The organism is Dysosmobacter welbionis (genome assembly GCF_005121165.3).
GTDB lineage: Bacteria > Bacillota > Clostridia > Oscillospirales > Oscillospiraceae > Oscillibacter > Oscillibacter welbionis.
In genome coordinates this window covers 3,056,845-3,077,379 of the sequence record NZ_CP034413.3, presented here as the reverse complement: position 1 = coordinate 3,077,379, position 20,535 = coordinate 3,056,845, and the positions used below count along the sequence as shown (strand labels likewise).

Here is a 20,535-nt window from a genome sequence, read left to right as displayed (position 1 = left end):
CCCAGAAATCGCAGAAGATGATAGCGTGCCCGAAGGCAGGCCAAAATCGGCGCTTGCACCGATCCGCCGACCCCCGTCGCGCGGAGGCACGAACGCGCCGGAGCGCGTCTAAGCGGTCTTTTCTTTTGGACCGTGCACGGCCCGTTTCTCTTTTGGCAAGACCGAAAGGGGCCCCCGCCGCGCCCCGCGCGGTGGGGAGAGGAGGAGCAAGGGAGCAGGCGCAGTTTTCGCCGCAGGCGGAAACGGAGCTGAGCGGACTTTGCGACGACGACAATGGGGGGTGCATCCCGCTGGACCAGCCCCCTGCGGGAGCAGAATCCCCCGTGGCCGCCGGACGGCGGCCCATCCCATGTTACCCCCGCACGTCGCTCCGCCCCAGCAGATAATCTGTGGTCACGTCGAAGTAATCCGCCAGGGCCACCAGTCCCTCGTAATCCGGCCGGCGAGAGCCGCCCTCATAGTTCTGGTAAGACCTCAGCTTGATACCGAGGAAATCGGCCATCTTTGACTGGGTCACTTTCTTTTCTCTCCGCAGTTCGCGCAGTCTCTCCGCAAATTTTATCATAAAAACTCTCAAATCCCTTGACACGCACAATATGGGTGTATATAATGATATGTACAAAATGGGTGCTATGGTGATCGCTATGTCGGATGCAATGGAAATTTTATATGCCTATGCCAAGGAGGAGCTCCTCCCCTCCTATCTCCCCTCCCCGGAGTACCGGGAAGTCTCCCGCCTGACCGCCCGCCTGTCCCTGCGGCTCCGGGACCTGCTTCCGGATGACAGCTGGAACACCGTCGAAAAATACGAGGATGCGGCGGCGCAGCTCCACAGCATGGAGCTGGAGGCCGCGTTCCAGGCCGCCTTCTCTCTGGCAAGGGAGCTGCCTTAGCTCTCCCACTTCTCCAGCAGCTGCCGCAGCTGGTCCGCGAACCGGGCCAGGGACTTGTTGTCCCGCCCGCGGCTGCGCTTGATGCTCTCCATAAGCATGTTGCCCACGGCCACCAGCCGCTCGTAGGCCGCGCTGGCCCGCATACCGCCGGTGGTCCTGGCCTTCCGCTCAGGCAGGTAGCCGGGCTCGGTCACCTTGTCGGCGATCAGGTCGTACACCTCCGTGTACTGGGGCGCGTGGGCGGTGAAGCCCAGGCCCTGGATGGTCTTGGCGAAGAAGGGCGCCACCTCCCGGTCCCCGTGGACCACGAACACGTGCTGGGGCTTGGGGGCCTGGATGGCCTGGATCCAGGAGAGCAGGTGGTTCCGGTCCGCGTGGGAGGAGAGACCCTGGAAGTTCACGATCTGCGCATGGACGGCGATCTCCTCGCCGAAGAGCTTCACGCTCTTCACACCCTCCAGCAGGGCGCGGCCCAGGGTGCCCTCCCCCTGGTAGCCCACGAACACCACGGTGCACTCCGGCCGCCAGAGGTTGTGCTTCAGGTGGTGGCGGATGCGGCCCGCGTCGCACATGCCGGAGGCGGAGATGATGACCTTGGGGGTGGGGTCCATGTTCAGCATCTTGGACTCCTCGCTGGTCTCCGTCATGCGCAGGTTGGTGAAGTTGAACATGTGGGTGCCGTCCTGCACCAGCTCCAGCGCCGCCTCATCCAGATAGCCCCGCAGGTCGCCGGTGAAGATGGTGGTGGCCTTCTTGGCCAGGGGGGAGTCGATGTACACGGGGAAGTCCGGGTCGCTCTTCACCATCCCCTTGTCCTTGATCTCCCGGATGAAGTACAGCAGCTCCTGGGTGCGGCCCACGGCGAAGGAGGGGATCACCACGTTGCCGCCCTTGGCGATGGTCTCGTCGATGATCTTCGCCAGATCGTCGGTGTAGCTCCACACCTCCGTGTGGTTGCGGTCGCCGTAGGTGGACTCCATCACCACGTAGTCCGCGCCGGTGAGGTAGGTGGGGTCCCGGATGATGGGCTGGTCCACATTGCCGATGTCGCCGGAAAAGACGATCTGTTTGGTGATGCCGCCCTCCGTGGCGGTGACGAGGATGGAGGCGGAGCCCAGCAGATGGCCCGCGTCCACGAACTCCACCCGGACGCCCTCGCACAGGTCCAGGGGCTGGTTGTACTCGCAGGTGGTCATGTACTGGCTCACCCGCTGGGCGTCCTCGATGGTGTAAAGGGGCTCCACCCGGGGGGCGCCGGACCGCTCCGCCTTGCGGTTCTTCCACTCCGCGTCGGACTCCTGGATGTGGGCGGAGTCCTGGAGCATGATGTCCATGAGATCCGCCGTCAGCCGGGTGGCGACGATCCGGCCCTGGAAGCCCTGCTTCACCAGCATGGGGATCCGGCCGGTGTGGTCGATGTGGGCGTGGGTCACCAGGACGAAGTCGATGTCGTTCGCGGCAAAGGGAAAAGCGTCGTTGGACACCTCGTCCCGCCCCTGCTGCAATCCGCAGTCCACCAGGATGCGCCTGCCGTTGACCTCCAGACAGTGGCAGCTGCCGGTGACGCACTGGTCGGCGCCGTAAAAGCTGAGCTTCATGGGGGAACCTCCTTTTTTGCTCCTCCCCGCCGCGGCGGCGGGTGGGGCTTTTTTGTCAGTTTAACACAAAGGAGCGGGCGGGGCAAGGGGCGGCGGGGATTCCGGCGGATTTTGTAACCACTTTTGCCTTGCTTTCCCCCGCGCGGACCGGTATGCTGGGATAAAAGGAGGTGGCCGGGATGGCAGAGCGGAAGACGCTGCTGATCCCCTCCCTGCTGGACGATTGGTTCCCCCTGCTGCAGTACGCCTTTACGTCGGAGGAATGGGAGCCGGTGCTGCTGACGGAGGACGATCCCCATCTGGCGGAGCTGGGGCTGAAATATTTCCACAATGAGCTGTGCTATCCGGTGTTCCTGGTGGCGGGGCAGGTGCTGTCCGCCCTGCGGTCCGGGCGGTACGACCCGGCCCGGTGCGGGGTGCTGTTCGGCCAGGCGGGGGACGAGTGCCGGGGCTCCTGCGGCATCCGCCTGCTGCGGCGGGTGCTGGACCGGCTGGGCTACGGCCGGGTGGAGACCCTGAGTCTCAATGTCCGGGGCATCGACTGGGGCACCGGGCTGCCCATCACCGCCGCCATGGTCCGCCGCTGTCTGGCCGCTGCCGTGTGGGGGACACGCTGGCCCTGCTGCGGAACCAGACCCGGCCATACGAGGCAGTCCCCGGCACGGCGGAGGCACTCTGGCGCCGCTGGACGGAGGACCTGGGACAGGATCTGGCGGGGAATCGAGGACTCACCCGCCGGGAGATCCTGCGCCGCTGCCGGGAGATGGCGGCCGAATTCCGGGCGGTGGAGCGGGTGCCCCGTGAAGTCCAGAAGGTGGCTATCGTGGGGGAGATCTACACGAAATACTGCCACCTGGGCAACTGGAATTTGGAGCGGTATCTGGCGGCGGAGCACTGCGAGATCGGCGTGGGCGGCATCACCTGGTACGCCCTGTACTACATGGACGGCCACGCCCTGAAAGGCTCCGCCCCTGCCCGGCGGGTGTATCGGCTGCTGGCGTCGTACCTGGCGGAGATCCAGCGGGATATGCTGTCGATTTTGAATCAGGCGGGCTATCATGCCCTGCCGCCGCTGCCGGAGCTGAAGCGGCAGGCGGAGGGGTATGCTCCCCTGCGGGTGACGGTGGCGGATGGGTGGCTGATCGCTGCCGAGGCCGTGGGCTGGGCCCGGCTGGGATACCGAAAAATTCTCTGCGTCCAGCCCTTCGCCTGCCTGCCGGGCCACATCTTCGGCAAGGGGCAGTACGCCGCCCTCCAGCGCAAGCTGCCGGGCGCCCGGCTGGTAAGCGTGGACTACGACGCCTCCACCGGCGAGGGCACGGTCCTCAGCCGCATCCGGATGCTGCTGGACGAGGAGCTGGATCCGGAGCTCCTATGACTGGGCAATCGATTGCCCGGTCGGGAAGCGTTTGTTTCTTTTCGCTGATTTCCCCGCCGCGTCCTGTCGAAAAATCATGGCTTCTGCCGGACATGGGCCGCTATTTATGAACTTTTTTACAAAAGTTGTTTTTTCTTTGCATTCCACCTGCGATTGTGGTATGCTATTTCTGCTTTTTCGTGGGGACTGCCCCACCTTTTATAAATAATATGGATCAACGGGCCTTTCTCCAGCGCTCCGCCATTCCGGCGGGCCGGAGGGACCGGCCCGGAAAGGAAGTATCACAATCATGGGTCTGATGAAAAAGATTTTTGGCGATTACAGCTCCCGGGAGCTGAAATCCATCTACCCCATCGTGGACAAGATCGAGTCCATGGCCGACGAATACAAGGCCATGAGCGACGAGGCCCTGCGGGCCAAGACCACGGAGTTCAAGGAGCGCCTGCAGAATGGCGAGACCCTGGACGATATCCTGCCGGAGGCTTTTGCCACCGTGCGGGAGGCCGCGGACCGGGTGCTGGGCATGCGGCCCTACCGGGTGCAGCTGGTGGGCGGCATCGTGCTGCACCAGGGCCGGATCGCCGAGATGAAGACCGGCGAGGGCAAGACCCTGGTAGCCACTCTGCCCGCCTATCTGAACGCCCTGACCGGCCGGGGCGTCCACATCGTCACGGTGAACGACTACCTGGCCAAGCGCGACAGTGAGTGGATGGGCAAGGTCCACCGCTTCCTGGGCCTGAAGGTGGGCCTGATCGTCCACGGCCTGACCACCAAGGAGCGGCAGGCCGCTTACGCCGCGGACATCACCTATGGCACCAACAACGAGATGGGCTTCGACTATCTGCGGGACAACATGTGCATCTACTCCACGGAGCTGGTGCAGCGGGGTCATGCCTTCGCCATCGTGGACGAGGTGGACTCCATCCTGATCGACGAGGCCCGGACACCCCTCATCATCTCCGGCCAGGGGGAGAAGTCCACCCAGCTCTATGACATGGCAGAGATGTTCGTCTCCCGCCTGAAGAAGCAGGCGGTCGTCCAGGTGGACAACAAGGAGGAAGAGGATCCCGCCGAGGCGGACGCGGACTACATCGTGGATGAGAAGGCCAAGACCGCCATGCTCACCGCCCGGGGCATCGCCAAGGCGGAGGAGTTCTTCCACGTGGAGAATCTGTCCGACCCGGAGAACGCTACCCTCTCCCACCACATCAACCAGGCCATCAAGGCCCACGGCGTGATGAAGCGGGACATCGACTATGTGGTGAAGGACGGCGAGGTTATCATCGTGGACGAGTTCACCGGCCGTCTGATGTTCGGCCGGCGCTACTCCAACGGCCTGCACCAGGCCATCGAGGCTAAGGAGCACGTCACCGTGGCCAGCGAGAACAAGACCTTGGCCACCATCACCTTCCAGAACTACTTCCGCCTGTACGACAAGCTGTCCGGCATGACCGGCACCGCCATGACGGAGCAGGAGGAGTTCGGCACCATCTACGAGCTGGACATTGTGGAGATCCCCACCAACCGGCCCAACCAGCGCCACGACCACCACGACGTGGTGTACAAGACCGAGGCAGGCAAGTACCGAGCGGTCATCCAGCAGATCAAGGACTGCCACGCCAAGGGCCAGCCCGTGCTGGTGGGTACCGTGTCCATTGAGAAGAACGAGCTGCTCAGCGGCCTGCTGGCCCGGGAGGGCATCCAGCACAACCTGCTGAACGCCAAGAACCATGAGAAGGAAGCGGAGATCGTGGCCCAGGCGGGCAAGTTCGGCGCCGTCACCGTGGCCACCAACATGGCCGGCCGCGGCACCGATATCATGCTGGGCGGCAACGCCGAGTACCTGGCCCGGGCAGACCTGGTGAAGGCCGGCTACTCCGATGAGGTCATTGCCGACGCCACCGGCTACGCCGAAACAGACAACGAGGAGATTCTGGCCGCCCGGAAGCTGTTTGCCGAGAAGATGGCCCAGCACAAGGCGGTGATCGCGGAGGAGGCGGAGAAGGTCCGCGCCGCCGGCGGCCTCTTCATCATCGGCACAGAGCGCCACGAATCCCGCCGGATCGACAACCAGCTCCGCGGCCGCGCCGGCCGCCAGGGCGACCCCGGCGAGACCCGGTTCTATATCTCCCTGGAGGACGACCTGATGCGCCTCTTCGGCGGCGAGCGGATCCAGAACATGATGGAGAAGTTCGACCTGGACGAGGACACCCCATCGAGAACAAGATGCTGACCAAGGCCATCGAGAACGCCCAGACCACCGTGGAGTCCCGGAACTTCCAGTCCCGCAAGTCCGTGCTGGAGTACGACGACGTCATGAACAAGCAGCGGGAGATCATCTACCAGCAGCGCCGGGAGGTTCTGGACGGCAAGGACCTGAAGGACACCATCCTGTCCATGACCCGCAACGCCATCGCCGACCACGTGGCTATGGTCTTCGGCGAGGCCCAGGCCCTGGACGCCGCCGGCTGCCGGGAGATGCTACGCGGCCTGGAGGGGCTGTACTTCCCCAAGGACACCTTCCAGTTCACGGAGGACGACGCCGCCGACAAGACCCAGCAGGACTTCACCGACCTCTTCCTGGAGGCCGCAGAGAAGACCTACGAGGCCAAGGAGGCGGAGATCGGTACGCCCCTCATGCGGGAGCTGGAGCGGGTCATCATGCTGCGCGTGGTGGACGAGTACTGGATGGACCACATCGACGCCATGGACGACCTGAAGCAGGGCATCCGCCTGCGGGCCTATGCCAACACCGACCCGGTCATCGCCTACAAGCAGGAGTCCCTGACCATGTTCGAGGAGATGGTCTCCGCCATCCAGACCGAGACGGTCCGCCGCATGTTCTCCGTCCGGCTGAAGAAGGACGAGGAGGTCAAGCGGGAGCGGGTGGCCAAGGGCATGGTGGAAAACGTGGGCGGCGACGGCACCGCCCCAAGAAGCAGCCTGTCAAGGTCAACAAGATCGGCCGCAACGACCCCTGCCCCTGCGGCAGCGGCCTGAAGTGGAAGAAGTGCACCTGCAAGGAGTACCACGACAACTGATTTCGAGGGGGAGCAGGCTCCCCCTCGACCTCCCCACCACCAGTCTGCGGACTGGTGAACGCGCCCAAGGCGCTTAGGTCAAAGTATTTTCGCCACGTACACGCCGCGGCGAAAATGATTGGAATTTCTTGATCTGCCTTCGGCAGATCAACTGGGGAAACCCGGATGGGTTTCCCCTAGCCCCTTTCCTTTTGGGAGCATCTCCTCACTCTCCACTCTATCTTTTATCCTTTGTCTTTTCATTTTTATCTCTTCCGCTCCCTGTTCTCTCCTGCCGGAGGGCAGGGGGCGGTCTTTTCACAGAAGGGAGCTGCTTCCGTGGGTGAAAATCAGGAGAGCATCCGCCTGCTGCACACGATTCGAAATATGCTGATCGGCATAGGTCTGATGGTATCTGCCCTGGGGCTGCTGGCCTTTGGATACCTATTCGCCGAAGGCACCAACCTTTTACAGCCTTGTTCCTCGTCAGCGCCCTGCTGTTTCTGACTGGTACCATCTGGTGGTAGGGTTCCCGCCGCCTTGCGGACCCGGTGAACGATCCCCAGGAACGCTCCTGACGTCCCTTTTCATGCTCAATCAAAGGAGGTCGCCATGTCATTTGTCACCCATGAACAACAGAGTCTGGTCTGGCTCGCCTCTCCCCTGCTGGGCGGGGTGCGCCACGGATTCTCCACCCGGCGGGGCGGGGTGTCTCCGGCGCCGTGGGATACCCTGAACCTGGGCCCCGGACGCGGGGACGCGCCGGAGAACGTGGAGGAGAACTACCGCCGCTTTTTCGCCGCCCTGGATATGGACTCGGCGTACCCCGTCCTCTCCCGGCAGGTCCACCGGGATGATGTGCGGCTCTGCACCGCCGCCGACGCCGGGAAGGGTCTGATCCGGGACCGGGACTACGACGCCGACGCCCTCATCACCGCTGAAAAAGGACTGCCCCTGGTGGTGTTCTCCGCCGACTGCGGCATCCTTCTGCTCCATGACCCGGACGCCGGGTGCGTGGGAGCGGTCCACGCCGGATGGCGGGGCTGTGCCGCTGGAATCGTGGAGAAGACCGTCCGGGAGATGGTCCGCCTGCTGGGCGCCAGACCGGAACGCATCCTGGCTGCCGTGGGGCCCTGCATTGGGAAATGCTGCTTTGAGACCGACGGCGACGTACCGGAGGCCATGCGGGCCTCTGCCCTGGGGCCGGAGGCGGGGCCGTATCTGGAGCGTCGAGGGCCCAAATACCATGTAGATTTGGCGGGTCTGAACCGTCAGTGGCTGCTCCACGCCGGTGTCGCGCCGGAGCATATCGACATCTGCGGCCTGTGTACCGCCTGCCGCCCCGACCTCTTCTGGTCCCACCGGAAGATGGGCGAGGCCCGGGGCGCACAGGTGGCCGTGATCTGCCTTTGAAACACTCTTTGCCGGAGGGCCTGTGCCATGACCAAGACCAAGCGCATCCAGATCCTGTGCCTGCTGGGGGCAGTGACCCTGCTGCTGTCCGGCTGCTGGACGGAAGCCCCCGTGGAGTCCGCCAACGGCCTGCTGGGGGACCAGGAGCCCGCCGACCAGCAGGAGGAGGTGATCCTCCCTGCGGCGTTCACCCTTCCCTATGACCCGGACCAGACGCTGGACCCGGTGACCTGTGCCGACGGTATGCAGCAGGTGGCGGGCTCCCTCATCTACGAGGGACTCTTCCGCCTGGACCGCCAGCTGGAACCCCAGCCGTGGCTGTGCCAGAGCTACACCTATGACGCCGCCTCCCTCACCTACACGTTCACCCTCCGCAGCGGCGTCACCTTTTCCGACGGGTCCCCCCTGACGGCGGCGGACGCGGCGGCCACCCTGCGGCGGGCCAAGAGTTCCCAGCGGTACAGCGCCCGGCTGGCCCATGTGGCCGCTGTCTCCGCCGGGGACGGGGTGGTAATCGTAACCCTGTCCCGCCCGGACTCCAGCCTCCCGGCCCTGCTGGACATCCCCATCGTCAAGTCCGGAACCGAGGAAAGCCTCACCCCTGTGGGCACCGGCCCCTACTATTTCACCACCGATGAAGCGGGTGCCTGTCTGGCGTCCCACAGCGGCTGGTGGCGGGGAGAGTCCCGCCCCGCGGAGCGGATCGCCCTCTCCGCCGCCAGGGACCGGGAGGCCATACTGTACCAGTTCTCCTCCCACGAGGTGCAGTTGATTACTGCCGACCTGATCGGCACGGAGCCCATCACCGCCACCGGCAACATCAGCTATGAGGATGCGGATACCACAGTGCTTCAGTTCCTGGGCTTCAACACCGCCCGCGCCCCCTTTCAGGACAGCGCCGCCCGCCGGGCCCTGGGCCTGGGCATCAACCGGGAGACGCTGGTGAGCGCCGTGCTGTCCGGACACGCCCGGGCGGCCCAGTTCCCGGTCTCCCCTGTCTCCCCGCTCTACCCGGCGGAGCTGGAGTCCCTATACTCCTATGACGATTTCGCCGCAGCGATGGAGGCAGCGGGACTGAACACCGGCCGGACCCGCACAGTGACCCTGCTGGTGAATCAGGAGAACACTTTCAAGGCCTCCGCTGCGGAGCATATCGCCCAGGCCCTGTCGGATTTCGACCTTCAGATCCAAGTGGAGGCCCTGCCCTGGGAGGAGTATGCCGCCGCCCTGGCCGCCGGGAACTTCGACCTGTACTATGGCGAAGTGCGGCTGCCTGCGAATTGGGACCTTTCCGCCCTGGTGGGCACCGGCGGCAGTCTGAACTACGGCGGCTGGGCGGATCCCCAGACGGAGCAGCTCCTGGCCGCCTGCGCCGCAGCGGAGGACCGGGCCGCAGCTCTGTCGGACCTGTGTGCCTATCTTCAGCAGCAAGCGCCTATTCTGCCCTTGTGCTTTAAGTCCTCCTCCGTCCTGTACCAGACCGGGGCCGTATCCGGCCTGACCCCTACGGCGGCAGAGCCCTTCTACGATCTGCCCTCCTGCCAGATCCACCTGCGGCAGCCGTAAATCCGCGCTGTCTCCACGCGCCGCGCCCGGACCGGGATTCCCGGTCCGGGCGCGTTTTGTGTTTCCTTCCCGCCGGGGGAAACGCGGTCCCAGCTGCACGGCAGCGGGCATCCTAAGTCATGGGATAACTGCTGCCAATGGAAGATTTCCCCGGAAGGGCCGTTCCAGAGCAGCCTGCGGGCAACGGCCCTTTTCGTCCGGCGTGGTCAGGGGACCGGGCATCCGGGGCCTGCGGGGCAATCGCTGTCCTGCAAGATGGTGTGCTGACGATCTTCATAACCGCTGATGTGTCGGTCATATTCTTTTGCCAAAAGAAATGCCCCCGCCATTGAGTGGGATATGTCTCGTTGCGTGTATCAAACAAGGCGCTGTGGGATGGTGGGCCAAAGTACCTTTGTTTGATGGCGGGCGCGCAGTCAGCTTTGTCGGAGCTGTCAACGCATTCCTCCATTTTTTGTCGATTTCGCCAAAGCTCCTGGGGACGGCGGAACGATTTTAGGCGGTCCCACAAATTTTCCGTCTGTGGGGATTCCGGGCCCCCAAGTGTCTTGACAACACCGCCTTAAAGTTCGTATAATAATAGCACTGAGAGCAAAGGCGCCCTTTGGCGGTATCCTTTGCTCTTTTTTCTTTTTAAAATTTTTCGCGGAGGGGCGCTCCGCGTCCATACACGGTCACCATCGGAAAGGAGTCAGGCTCATGCGTCACTACACCAAGGAGGACATCATCCGGCTGGTCCGGGAGGAGGATGCCCAGTTCATCCGTATGCAGTTCACAGACATTTTCGGCCAGCTGAAAAACGTAGCCATCACCGCCTCTCAGATCGGGCGGGCGCTGGACAACCAGATTATGATGGATGGCAGCTCCATCGCGGGATTCGTCCGCATTGAAGAATCAGACCAGTATCTCTGGCCGGACCTGGACACCTTTGCCATCCTGCCCTGGCGGCCCCAGTACGGCAAGGTGGCCCGGCTGATCTGCGACGTCCACAACCCCGATGGTACCGCCTTCGCCGGTGATCCCCGAGGTGTGCTGAAGCGGGTGCTCCGCCGTGCCGACGCCCTGGGCTTCACCTGCAATGTGGGAGCGGAACTGGAGTTCTTCCTGTTCCAGACCGATGAAGACGGTCAGCCCACCATCCGGACTTCCGACGAGGCCAGCTATTTTGACCTGGGCCCTCTGGACCATGGGGAGGGGACCCGCCGGGAGATCTGCCTGAATCTGGAGCAGATGGGCGTGGCGGTGGAGGCCAGCCACCACGAGGTGGCAGCCGGCCAGCACGAGATCGACCTCCAGTACACCGACGCCCTGCGGGCTGCGGACAACATCATGACCTTCAAGCTGGCGGTGAAGACCCTGGCCCAGAAGAACGGCCTCCACGCCACCTTCATGCCCAAGCCCGTCAGCGGCGCCGCCGGCAGCGGCATGCACGTAAATATGTCCCTGTTTCGGGATGGGAAAAATGCCTTCTATGACGAGGCGGATCCCCGGCACCTGTCCCCGCTGGCCTATCAGTTCATCGCGGGACTGCTGGGACACGTACGGGGATGCTGTGCCGTCACCAATCCACTGGTGAACAGCTACAAGCGGCTGGTGCCCGGCTACGAAGCCCCCTGCCATCTGGCCTGGTCCACCGGCAACCGCTCCGCCTTGGTCCGCATTCCAACACCGCGGGGAAACAGCACCCGGGTGGAGCTGCGGAGCCCTGATCCCGCCTGCAACCCCTATCTGGCCCTGGCGGCGTGCCTTGCCGCGGGACTGGACGGGATCGAGCAGCAGATGACGCCCCCCGCCCCCTCACCGGCAACCTTTACGAGGTGGGAGACGCCTCCGGCATCCAGCGGCTCCCCGGCTCTCTGGAGGAGGCCGTCCGGGCCCTGGAGGCAGACAGCGTCATTACGGACGCGCTAGGTGCCCACGTGACGGAGCAGTATCTGGCCGGAAAGCGTCGGGAGTGCCGGTCGTACGCCGCCCAGGTGTCCCAGTGGGAGCTGGAACAGTATCTGGTGGCGTACTGACCTGCCGGCCCTTCTGACAGGGCCGCAGAGAGAGGAGGGGGGCAAATTCCATGGACAGGATCATATTGGCGTTTGCCTCTGAGAAAGCCCACGCCCAGATCACCCGCATTCTGGGCTCCGGCGGCCTCGCGCCGTCCATCTCCTGCTTCAGCGGCGCGGAAACCATCCGAGCCGCCCGGAAGCTGGGCGGAGCCGTCGTCATCTGCGGTTTCCGGCTGCGGGACATGACTGCGGAGATGCTGGCCGTGGACCTCACGGGCATCGCCCCGGTGCTGGTCATCTCCTCTCCCGGGAATCTGGAGCTGTGTGGGGACAGGAACCTCATCAAGTTGGCCGTCCCCTCCTCCCGGGCGGAGTTCTTCGCCTCGCTGGATCTGGCCCAGGGAGTCCTTGCAGGCGGCGCCCCGGCTCCCCGGCTTCATATCCAGCGAAGTGCCGAGGAGGAGCGGCTGATCTGCCGGGCCAAGGCGGTGCTGATGGAGGTAAACCTCATGAGCGAGGCGGAGGCCCACCGCTTTCTGCAGAAGTACAGCATGGACACGGGGCTGCGGCTTGCAGAGACCGCCCGGCTGATCCTGGAGCGGTACACAACAGGCTGAAGCCTGACGATGAAACGACAAGGGAGGCAGTCCCAATGAGTGGACCAGCGCAGAACATACACAATATCTATGATCCCTGTGGGAGCACGACGCCTGCGGCATCGGCGCCGTGGTGAATTTGAAGGGCACGCCGTCCCACGCCACAGTGGACAGTGCCCTGAAGATCGTGGAAAAGCTGGAGCACCGGGCAGGTAAAGACGCCACCGGCGAGACCGGTGACGGCGTGGGGCTGATGATTCAGGTGCCACACAAGCTGATGGTGAAGGCGGCCTCCGCCGAGGGCATCGCCCTGGGCGGCCCCCGGGATTATGGCGTGGGCATGTTCTTCTTCCCCGCAGACGCGCTGAAGCGGGCCCAGGCCCAGAAGATGCTGGAGATCATCGCGTCCAAGGAGGGGCTGGACTTCCTGGGCTGGCGGGATGTGCCCACCCATCCGGAGGTGCTGGGCCGGAAGGCCCTGGACTGTATGCCCTGCATCTGCCAGTGCTTTGTGGCCCGGCCTGTAGACTGCGCCCGTGGCCTGGACTTTGACCGGAAGCTGTATGTGGTCCGCCGGGAGTTCGAGCAATCCAATGTGAACACCTACATTTGCTCCTTCTCCAGCCGGACCATCGTGTACAAGGGCATGTTCCTGGTGGGGCAGCTGCGGAAGTTCTACACGGACCTGACGGAGCCGGATTGTGAGAGCGCCATCGCCCTGGTCCACTCCCGGTTCTCCACCAACACCACCCCCAGCTGGGAGCGGGCCCATCCCAACCGCTACATCCTCCATAACGGTGAAATCAACACCATCCGGGGCAACGTGGACCGGATGCTGGCCAGGGAGGAGACTATGCACTCGGCCGTACTGGAGGCGGACATGGACAAGATCCTGCCGGTGGTAGACCAGAGCGGCTCCGACTCCGCCATGCTGGACAACACCCTGGAATTTCTGATGATGAACGGCATCCCACTGCCCCAGGCGGTGATGATGTGCATCCCGGAACCCTGGGCCAACGACCGGAAAATGAGCCGGGAGAAGCGGGACTTCTACCACTACTATGCCACCATGATGGAGCCCTGGGACGGCCCGGCGGCCATCGTGTTCTCCGATGGGGACACGGTGGGCGCGGTGCTGGACCGGAACGGCCTGCGCCCCTGTCGGTGGTATCTCACTACCGACAAGCAGCTGATTCTCTCCTCCGAGGTGGGGGTGCTGGACATCCCGCCGGAGAAGATCGTGAAGAAGTCCCGGCTCCAGCCGGGGCGGATGCTGCTGGCAGACCTGACTGCCGGTCGACTGGTGGACGACGCCGAGGTCAAGGAGCGGTACGCCCGCCAGCAGCCCTACGGCGAGTGGCTCGATGCCCACTTGGTATACCTGCGGGATCTTCCCATCCCCAACCGGCGTGTGGAGCGGTCCTCCCAGGAGCGGCGGGACCGGCTGTACAAGGCCTTCGGCTACACCTATGAGGAGGTGAAGGACGCCATCCTCCCCATGGCCCGGGATGGGGCGGAGCCCACCTCCGCCATGGGCGTGGACACACCGCTGGCGGTGCTGTCGGAAAAGCACCAGCCCCTGTTCAGCTACTTCAAGCAGCTCTTCGCCCAGGTGACCAACCCGCCCATGGACGCCATCCGCGAGGAGATCGTCACCGACACCACGGTGTATGTGGGCTCCGGCGGCAATCTGCTGGAGGAAAGAGCGGAGAACTGCACAGTCCTCCAGATCCACAACCCCATCCTCACCTCCGTGGATCTGATGAAGATCCGCTACATGGACCGGCCTGGCTTCCATGTGGAGACCATCTCCCTGCTGTACTACAAGGGCTCTCCCTTGGCCAATGCCCTGGACCGGCTGTTCGTCAACGTGGACCGGGCCTACAAGAATGGCACCAACATCCTGATCCTGTCAGACCGGGGGGTGGACGAGAACCATGTAGCCATCCCCTCCCTGCTGGCGGTGTCCGCCTTGGAGCAGTATCTGGTGCGGACGAAAAAGCGCACCGCAGTCTCCATGATCCTGGAGAGCGCCGAGCCCCGGGACGTCCACCACTTCGCCACCCTCCTGGGCTACGGCGCCCAGGCCATCAACCCCTATCTGGCCCAGGAGTGCGTAGAGGAGCTGGTGACCCTGGGGATGCTGGATAAGGATCCCACTGCGGCCGTCAACGACTACAACAGCGCCATCCTCCACGGCATCGTGAAGATCGCCTCCAAAATGGGCATCTCCACCATCCAGTCCTACCAGTCCGCCCAGATCTTCGAGTGCCTGGGCATCAACCGGGACGTGGTGGACAAGTACTTCACCAACACAGTCAGCCGGGTGGAGGGTATCGGCCTGGCAGAGATCGAGGAGGGCGTGGAGTGGAACCACAGCCAGGCCTTCGATCCCCTGGGCCTGGGCTACGACTCCACGCTGGACTCCACCGGCATCCACAAGCTGCGGTCCGGCCCGGACAAGGAGGACCACATGTACAACCCCCGGACCATCCTGCTGCTGCAGAAGGCCGTCCGGGAGGGCAGCTACGAGACCTTCAAGGAGTATTCCGCCCTGGTGGACGAGCCTGCCAAGCCCCATACCCTGCGGGGGCTGCTGGACTTCCAGTTCGATGAGAGCGGCGGCATCTCCATCGACGAGGTGGAGCCTGTGGCGTCCATTGTCAAGCGATTCAAAACCGGCGCCATGAGCTACGGCTCCATCTCCCAGGAGGCCCACGAGTGCCTGGCCATCGCCATGAACCGCATCGGCGGCAAGTCCAACTCCGGCGAGGGCGGCGAGGACGCGGCGCGCCTGCGCGATGAGCGGTGCTCCGCCATCAAGCAGGTAGCCTCCGGCCGGTTCGGCGTTACCAGCGCCTACCTCACCAGCGCCCAGGAGATCCAGATCAAGATGGCTCAGGGTGCCAAGCCCGGCGAGGGCGGCCATCTGCCCGGGAAAAAGGTCTATCCCTGGATTGCCAGGACCCGGTGCTCCACCCCCGGCGTGACACTGATCTCTCCGCCGCCTCACCACGACATCTACTCTATCGAGGACCTGGCCCAGCTGATCTATGACCTGAAAAACGCCAACCGCCGGGCCCGGATCAGCGTGAAGCTGGTCAGCGAGGCGGGGGTTGGCACCATCGCCGCCGGCGTGGCCAAGGCCGGTGCCCAGGTGGTGCTGATCTCCGGCCATGACGGCGGCACCGGCGCCGCGCCCCGCAGCTCCATCCACGGGGCGGGCCTGCCCTGGGAGCTGGGCGTGGCGGAGGCCCACCAAGCCCTGATCGCCAACGGTCTGCGGAGCCAGGTGGCCCTGGAGGCCGACGGCAAGCTGATGACCGGGCGGGATGTGGCCATCGCCTGTATGCTGGGGGCGGAGGAATTCGGCTTTGCCACCGCGCCCCTGGTGGCCCTAGGCTGCTGCATGATGCGGGTGTGCAACCTGGACACCTGCCCGGCGGGCATTGCCACCCAGAATCCCCAGCTCCGGTCCCGCTTCTCCGGCAAGCCGGAGTACGTGGTGAACTTCATGGAATTCGTGGCCCAGGAGCTGCGGGAGTATATGGCGGCCCTGGGCATCCGCACCGTGGATGAACTGGTGGGCCGCAGTGACCTACTGCGGGTCCGGGAGAAGCTGGTGACCCACCGGGCGGAGACCCTGGACCTCCGCAGCCTGCTGGAAAATCCCTGGAGCGGCGGGCCGTCCCACTTCAATCCCGGAGATGTTTACGACTTTCATCTGGAGCGGACCCTGGATGAGAGCGTGCTGCTGGCCAAACTGGGCAAGACGCTGAAGGGGAAGCGGACCGGCCGGTTGGAGCTCACCGTCTCCTCCACGGACCGGGCCTTCGGCACGCTGTTCGGCGCCGAGATCACCCGGCAGTGCGGGGACTCCCTGCCGGATGACAGTTATGTCATCACCTGCCATGGCGGCGGAGGCCAGTCCTTCGGCGCCTTCATCCCCAAAGGACTGACCCTGGAGCTGGAGGGCGACTGCAACGATGGGCTGGGCAAGGGCCTCTCCGGCGGCAAGCTGGTACTCTATCCACCCAAGGACAGCACCTTCGACCCCGGCGAGAACATCATCGTGGGCAACGTGGCTCTGTACGGCGCCACCTCCGGCCAGGCGTTCATCAACGGGATGGCCGGCGAGCGGTTCTGCGTCCGCAACTCCGGCGCCATCGCCGTGGTGGAGGGCGTGGGGGACCATGGCTGCGAGTACATGACCGGCGGCCGCTGCGTGATCCTCGGCCCCACGGGAAAGAACTTCGCAGCCGGGATGTCCGGCGGCATCGCCTATGTGCTGGACGAAAAGCACGACCTCTATATGCGCCTCAACAAGGACCAGGTGATGACGGACACCCTGACGGAGCCTCACGACATCGCCGAGCTCCGCTCCCTCATTGAGGCCCATGTGGCCGCCACCGGCTCCCCCGGGGGAAGAAGATCCTGGCGGCCTTCCACTCCTACGTCCCCTGCTTCAAGAAGGTCATGCCCCGGGACTACGACCGGATGCTCCGGTCCATCGCCCAGTACGAGGAGAAAGGCATGACCCGTCAGCAGGCGGAGATCGAGGCGTTCTACGCCAATACCAGAGCTTGAGAGGAGGCTGGACAACATGGGAAAACCCACCGGCTTTTTGGAATATACCCGCCGGGAGGATGGCCGCCGGCCCGCGGCGGAGCGGGTCCGGGACTGGGAGGAGTTCCACCTTCCCCTGCCGGAGGAGATCCGGCGCCAGCAGGGCGCCCGGTGCATGAACTGCGGCGTCCCCTTCTGCCAGGCGGGGATGATATATGAGGGAAAGGCCTTTGGCTGTCCCCTGCACAACCTGATCCCCGAGTGGAACGACATGATCCTCTCCGGCAACTGGGGCCACGCCCTCAGCCGGCTGCTGAAGGTCAACAGCTTTCCGGAGTTCACCGGCCGCGTGTGCCCCGCCCCTGCGAAAACGCCTGCATCTGCGGCATCTATGGGGACCCCATTACGGTCCGGGACAATGAGTTGAGCATCATCGAAGCGGCCTTTGGCGCCGGGAAGCTCCGCCCACGCCGGCCGCCCCAGTGGTCGGGGAAGAAGGTCTGCGTGGTAGGCTCGGGCCCGGCGGGCCTGGCGGCAGCGGACCAACTGAACCGCCGGGGCCACATGGTCACCGTCATCGAGCGGGCGGAGCACCCCGGCGGTCTGCTGATGTACGGCATCCCCAATATGAAGCTGCCCAAATCTGTGGTCCGGCGGCGCATCGACCTGATGACCGAGGAGGGCGTCACCTTCGTCTGCGGTGTGGACGCCTCAGAGGGTGCCGTGGCAAAGCGGCTGCTGGCGGAGTACGACGCGGTGATCCTCTGCTGCGGGGCCGGAGCACCCCGGCCCTTGGGACTGGACACCACCGGCATCTCCGGCGTATGCTACGGCACCGAGTACCTGAAGGCTGCTGTGGAGCGGGCTCAGTTCGGCAAGGCGGAGGCGGCGGTTCCCTCCGCCTCCGGGCTGGATGTGGTTATCATCGGCACTGGCGATACCGCCAGCGACTGTGTGGCCACCGCCCTGCGGCAAGGCTGCCGCTCCGTGACCCAGCTGGTGCGCCGTCCCCGGACGGATTACCTGGACGCTGCGGGAAGCCTGCCGCTGGATTACGCCCACGAAGAGGCGCTGGCCGTTACGGGCCAGGATCCCCGGCGGTTCGGCGTCCAGGTCCAGAGCCTGGTGGCGGGGGAAAGCGGTTCCCTGACCGGTGTGGTCACCACGGAGGGGGATACCCTGCCCTGCCAGCTGTTGATCGGCGCCACCGGCTTTGCCGGGTGTGAGCGGGGCGTGTGCGAGGCCTTCGGTGTGGAGGCGGACAGGACGGTCCGCACAGCGCCGGGGAGCTATGCTGCCAATGCGGACAAGGTGTTCGCCGCTGGCGATATGCGCCGGGGCCAATCCCTGGTGGTGTGGGCCATCGCCGAAGGGCGCTCCGCCGCTGCGGAGGTGGACCGGTATCTGACCGGCTACACGAATCTGGTACGCTCCATTGGGTAGATGGGACATCCCCCTGACACAAGGATGGAGAAATTTCAGGAAATTTTCAGCTGGGTTTTGGGATATTCCCACATTGACAGCGGATATCCCCAGTGGTAATCTTTAGACCATAATTTTAACATCAGCAAAGGCGTTGATGGAGAAAAGTACCGCGGATGTTCCGGGCCAGTGAGCGGGGGATGGTGAGAACCCCGTACCAAAGAATCCGCGGGAAGAACACTCCGTAGCTGTGATCTGAACGCGGGAGACCGCCAGTAAGTGAAACGAGTCGTGACCGTTACCTCACGCGGGCTTGTTGGAGCCTAGTCAAAGAGGTCCCCGATCAGGGGGCAAGTCAGGTGGCACCGCGGATCGCAGCTATTCGTCCTGAAATTTCAGGACGGAGCTGCGATCTTTTTTATTTCGGAGGTGCTTCTATCTATGTGCGCAATTATGGGTTTTTCCAAAAAGACCTACACCAAGGAGGAACTTCTGCCCTTCTTTGACCGAACCCGGTCCCGGGGACCGGACATGTCTCAGATCCTCGAGACGCCGTCCGGCTGGCTGTGCTTTCACCGGCTGGCCATCATGGGCCTGACGGAGGCGGGGATGCAGCCCTTTGAGCTGGACGGGGACTATGTGGTCTGCAACGGCGAGATCTACGGCTTCCGCCCCCTGAAGCGGCAGCTGACGGAAAAAGGCTACTCCTTCCGCAGCGGCAGCGACTGTGAGATCCTGCTTCCTCTGTACCGGGAGTACGGCCTGGAGATGTTCGCCAAGCTGGACGCGGAGTTCGCCCTCATCATCTACGATTCCAAGCGGGATGAGCTCATCGCAGCCCGGGATCCCATCGGCATCCGGCCCCTGTACTACGGCTATGACCGCTCCGGCGCCATCGTCTTTGCCAGCGAACCGAAAAACCTGGTGGGGTTGTGTAAGGGGATCCGCCCCTTCCCGCCGGGACACTATTACGCGGACGGAAAATTTGTCCGCTATGCGGATCTCACCACCGTCACGCAGTACTCCCCCGATGACTTGGAGACCGTCTGCCGCAACATCCGCAACAAGCTGATCGCGGCGGTGGATAAACGGCTGGACGCGGACGCTCCCCTGGGCTTCCTGCTCTCCGGCGGGCTGGACTCCTCCCTGGTGTGCGCCATCAGCTCCGTAATTCTGGGGAAGAAGATCCGTACCTTCGCCATCGGCATGGACACGGATGCCATCGACCTGAAGTACGCCCGGGAGGCGGCGGAGTTCATCGGCGCCGATCACACGGAGGTCTATATGACCCGGAAGGAGGTTCTGGCGGCCCTGCCCGTCGTCATCGCCGCCCTGGGCACCTGGGACATCACCACCATCCGGGCCAGCATGGGCATGTATCTCTGCTGCAAGGCCATCCACGAAAAGACGGACATCCGGGTGCTGCTGACCGGCGAGATCAGCGATGAGCTGTTCGGCTACAAGTACACAGACTTTGCCCCCAGCGCCGGAGCCTTCCAGCAGGAGTCCAAAAAGCGGGTGGATGAGCTGCACATGTACGATGTGCTGCGGGCGGACCGGTGCATCTCCGTCAACTCTCTGGAGGCCCGGGTCCCCTTCGGCGACCTGGACTTCGTGAAATACGTCATGGCGGTGGATCCGGCGCTGAAAATGAACACCTATGGCATGGGCAAGTACCTGCTGCGCCACGCGTTTGAAAAGGACCGCCTGCTGCCGGACAGCATCCTCTGGCGGCAGAAGGCCGCCTTCTCCGACGCAGTGGGCCACTCCATGGTGGACGACCTGAAGGCTTACGCGGAGGAGAAGTACACGGATTCTGAGTTTGAGACCCGACGCAAACAGTATGACTACTGTCCGCCCTTCACCAAGGAGAGCCTGCTGTACCGGGAGATCTTTGAGCAGTGTTACCCCGGCCAGGCCCGGATGATCCGGGACTTCTGGATGCCCAACCGGTCCTGGGAGGGCTGCGACGTGGACGATCCCTCCGCCCGGGTCCTCTCCAACTACGGTCAGAGCGGAATGTGAGAAAGCTCTCCGCATTCCTTTTTGATACAGAACGAATTTGAGACAGGAGGTTTTGTGT

At 64.1% G+C, this 20,535-nt stretch carries 12 protein-coding genes, 3 pseudogenes and 1 other annotated feature; of the genes and pseudogenes, 13 read left to right on the top strand and 2 right to left on the bottom strand.

What is annotated here, in order from left to right:
- Positions 1 to 352 precede the first annotated feature (352 nt).
- Positions 353 to 517, bottom strand: coding sequence for a helix-turn-helix domain-containing protein (locus tag EIO64_RS16050; protein ID WP_249390713.1), 165 nt, complete (start codon positions 515 to 517; stop codon positions 353 to 355).
- Positions 518 to 614: 97 nt separating this feature from the next.
- Between EIO64_RS16050 and EIO64_RS16045 the strand changes: the two genes are divergently transcribed.
- Positions 615 to 893 carry a DUF6809 family protein gene (locus EIO64_RS16045; protein WP_136891622.1) on the top strand — a complete coding sequence of 93 codons (279 nt, stop codon included), beginning with the start codon at positions 615 to 617 and terminating at the stop codon, positions 891 to 893.
- Here EIO64_RS16045 and EIO64_RS16040 read toward each other — a convergent pair.
- Positions 890 to 2,491, bottom strand: a complete 1,602-nt coding sequence (locus tag EIO64_RS16040; protein ID WP_025545630.1) for an MBL fold metallo-hydrolase RNA specificity domain-containing protein — start codon at positions 2,489 to 2,491, stop codon at positions 890 to 892. The two genes, EIO64_RS16045 and EIO64_RS16040, sit on opposite strands and share 4 nt — an antisense overlap.
- A 179-nt stretch (positions 2,492 to 2,670) precedes the next feature.
- Here EIO64_RS16040 and EIO64_RS16035 point away from each other — a divergent pair, with 179 nt between their 5' ends.
- From EIO64_RS16035 to asnB, 12 genes and pseudogenes are all read left to right on the top strand, one after another.
- Positions 2,671 to 3,450 (top strand): hypothetical protein, encoded by a 780-nt coding sequence (locus EIO64_RS16035; RefSeq protein WP_249390712.1) that lies wholly within the window; start codon positions 2,671 to 2,673, stop codon positions 3,448 to 3,450.
- On the top strand, positions 3,360 to 3,869 hold the full coding sequence (locus EIO64_RS16030; RefSeq protein WP_249390711.1) for a hypothetical protein: 510 nt from the start codon (positions 3,360 to 3,362) through the stop codon (positions 3,867 to 3,869). Before EIO64_RS16035 ends, EIO64_RS16030 begins: the two co-directional genes overlap by 91 nt.
- Positions 3,870 to 4,158: 289 nt before the next feature.
- Positions 4,159 to 6,910, top strand: a pseudogene (secA, locus tag EIO64_RS16025) (preprotein translocase subunit SecA).
- Positions 6,911 to 7,141: 231 nt separating this feature from the next.
- Positions 7,142 to 7,396: a hypothetical protein gene (locus EIO64_RS16010; protein ID WP_207754056.1), complete on the top strand. Its 255-nt coding sequence runs from the start codon at positions 7,142 to 7,144 to the stop codon at positions 7,394 to 7,396.
- A gap of 105 nt (positions 7,397 to 7,501) precedes the next feature.
- Positions 7,502 to 8,302, top strand: coding sequence for a peptidoglycan editing factor PgeF (pgeF, locus tag EIO64_RS16005; protein ID WP_136891621.1), 801 nt, complete (start codon positions 7,502 to 7,504; stop codon positions 8,300 to 8,302).
- Between the two features lie 27 nt (positions 8,303 to 8,329).
- A complete protein-coding gene (locus tag EIO64_RS16000; protein ID WP_119310772.1) occupies positions 8,330 to 9,868 on the top strand; it encodes an ABC transporter substrate-binding protein in 1,539 nt (512 codons plus the stop codon).
- A 699-nt stretch (positions 9,869 to 10,567) separates the two neighbouring features.
- A pseudogene (gene glnA / locus EIO64_RS15995) lies at positions 10,568 to 11,886 on the top strand (type I glutamate--ammonia ligase).
- A 50-nt stretch (positions 11,887 to 11,936) separates the two neighbouring features.
- Positions 11,937 to 12,485, top strand: a complete 549-nt coding sequence (locus EIO64_RS15990; RefSeq protein WP_021750771.1) for an ANTAR domain-containing response regulator — start codon at positions 11,937 to 11,939, stop codon at positions 12,483 to 12,485.
- Between the two features lie 76 nt (positions 12,486 to 12,561).
- Positions 12,562 to 17,051: pseudogene (gene gltB / locus EIO64_RS15985) on the top strand (glutamate synthase large subunit).
- 16 nt (positions 17,052 to 17,067) lie between these two features.
- Positions 17,068 to 17,457: a hypothetical protein gene (locus tag EIO64_RS19060; protein ID WP_346730048.1), complete on the top strand. Its 390-nt coding sequence runs from the start codon at positions 17,068 to 17,070 to the stop codon at positions 17,455 to 17,457.
- Positions 17,382 to 18,473, top strand: a complete 1,092-nt coding sequence (locus EIO64_RS15980; protein ID WP_346730047.1) for an FAD-dependent oxidoreductase — start codon at positions 17,382 to 17,384, stop codon at positions 18,471 to 18,473. The genes EIO64_RS19060 and EIO64_RS15980 overlap by 76 nt, the downstream gene beginning before the upstream one ends.
- Positions 18,474 to 18,597: 124 nt before the next feature.
- Positions 18,598 to 18,845, top strand: a binding site (T-box leader).
- Between the two features lie 48 nt (positions 18,846 to 18,893).
- A complete protein-coding gene (gene asnB, locus EIO64_RS15975) occupies positions 18,894 to 20,477 on the top strand; it encodes an asparagine synthase B (protein ID WP_136891620.1) in 1,584 nt (527 codons plus the stop codon).
- Positions 20,478 to 20,535: the final 58 nt, after the last annotated feature.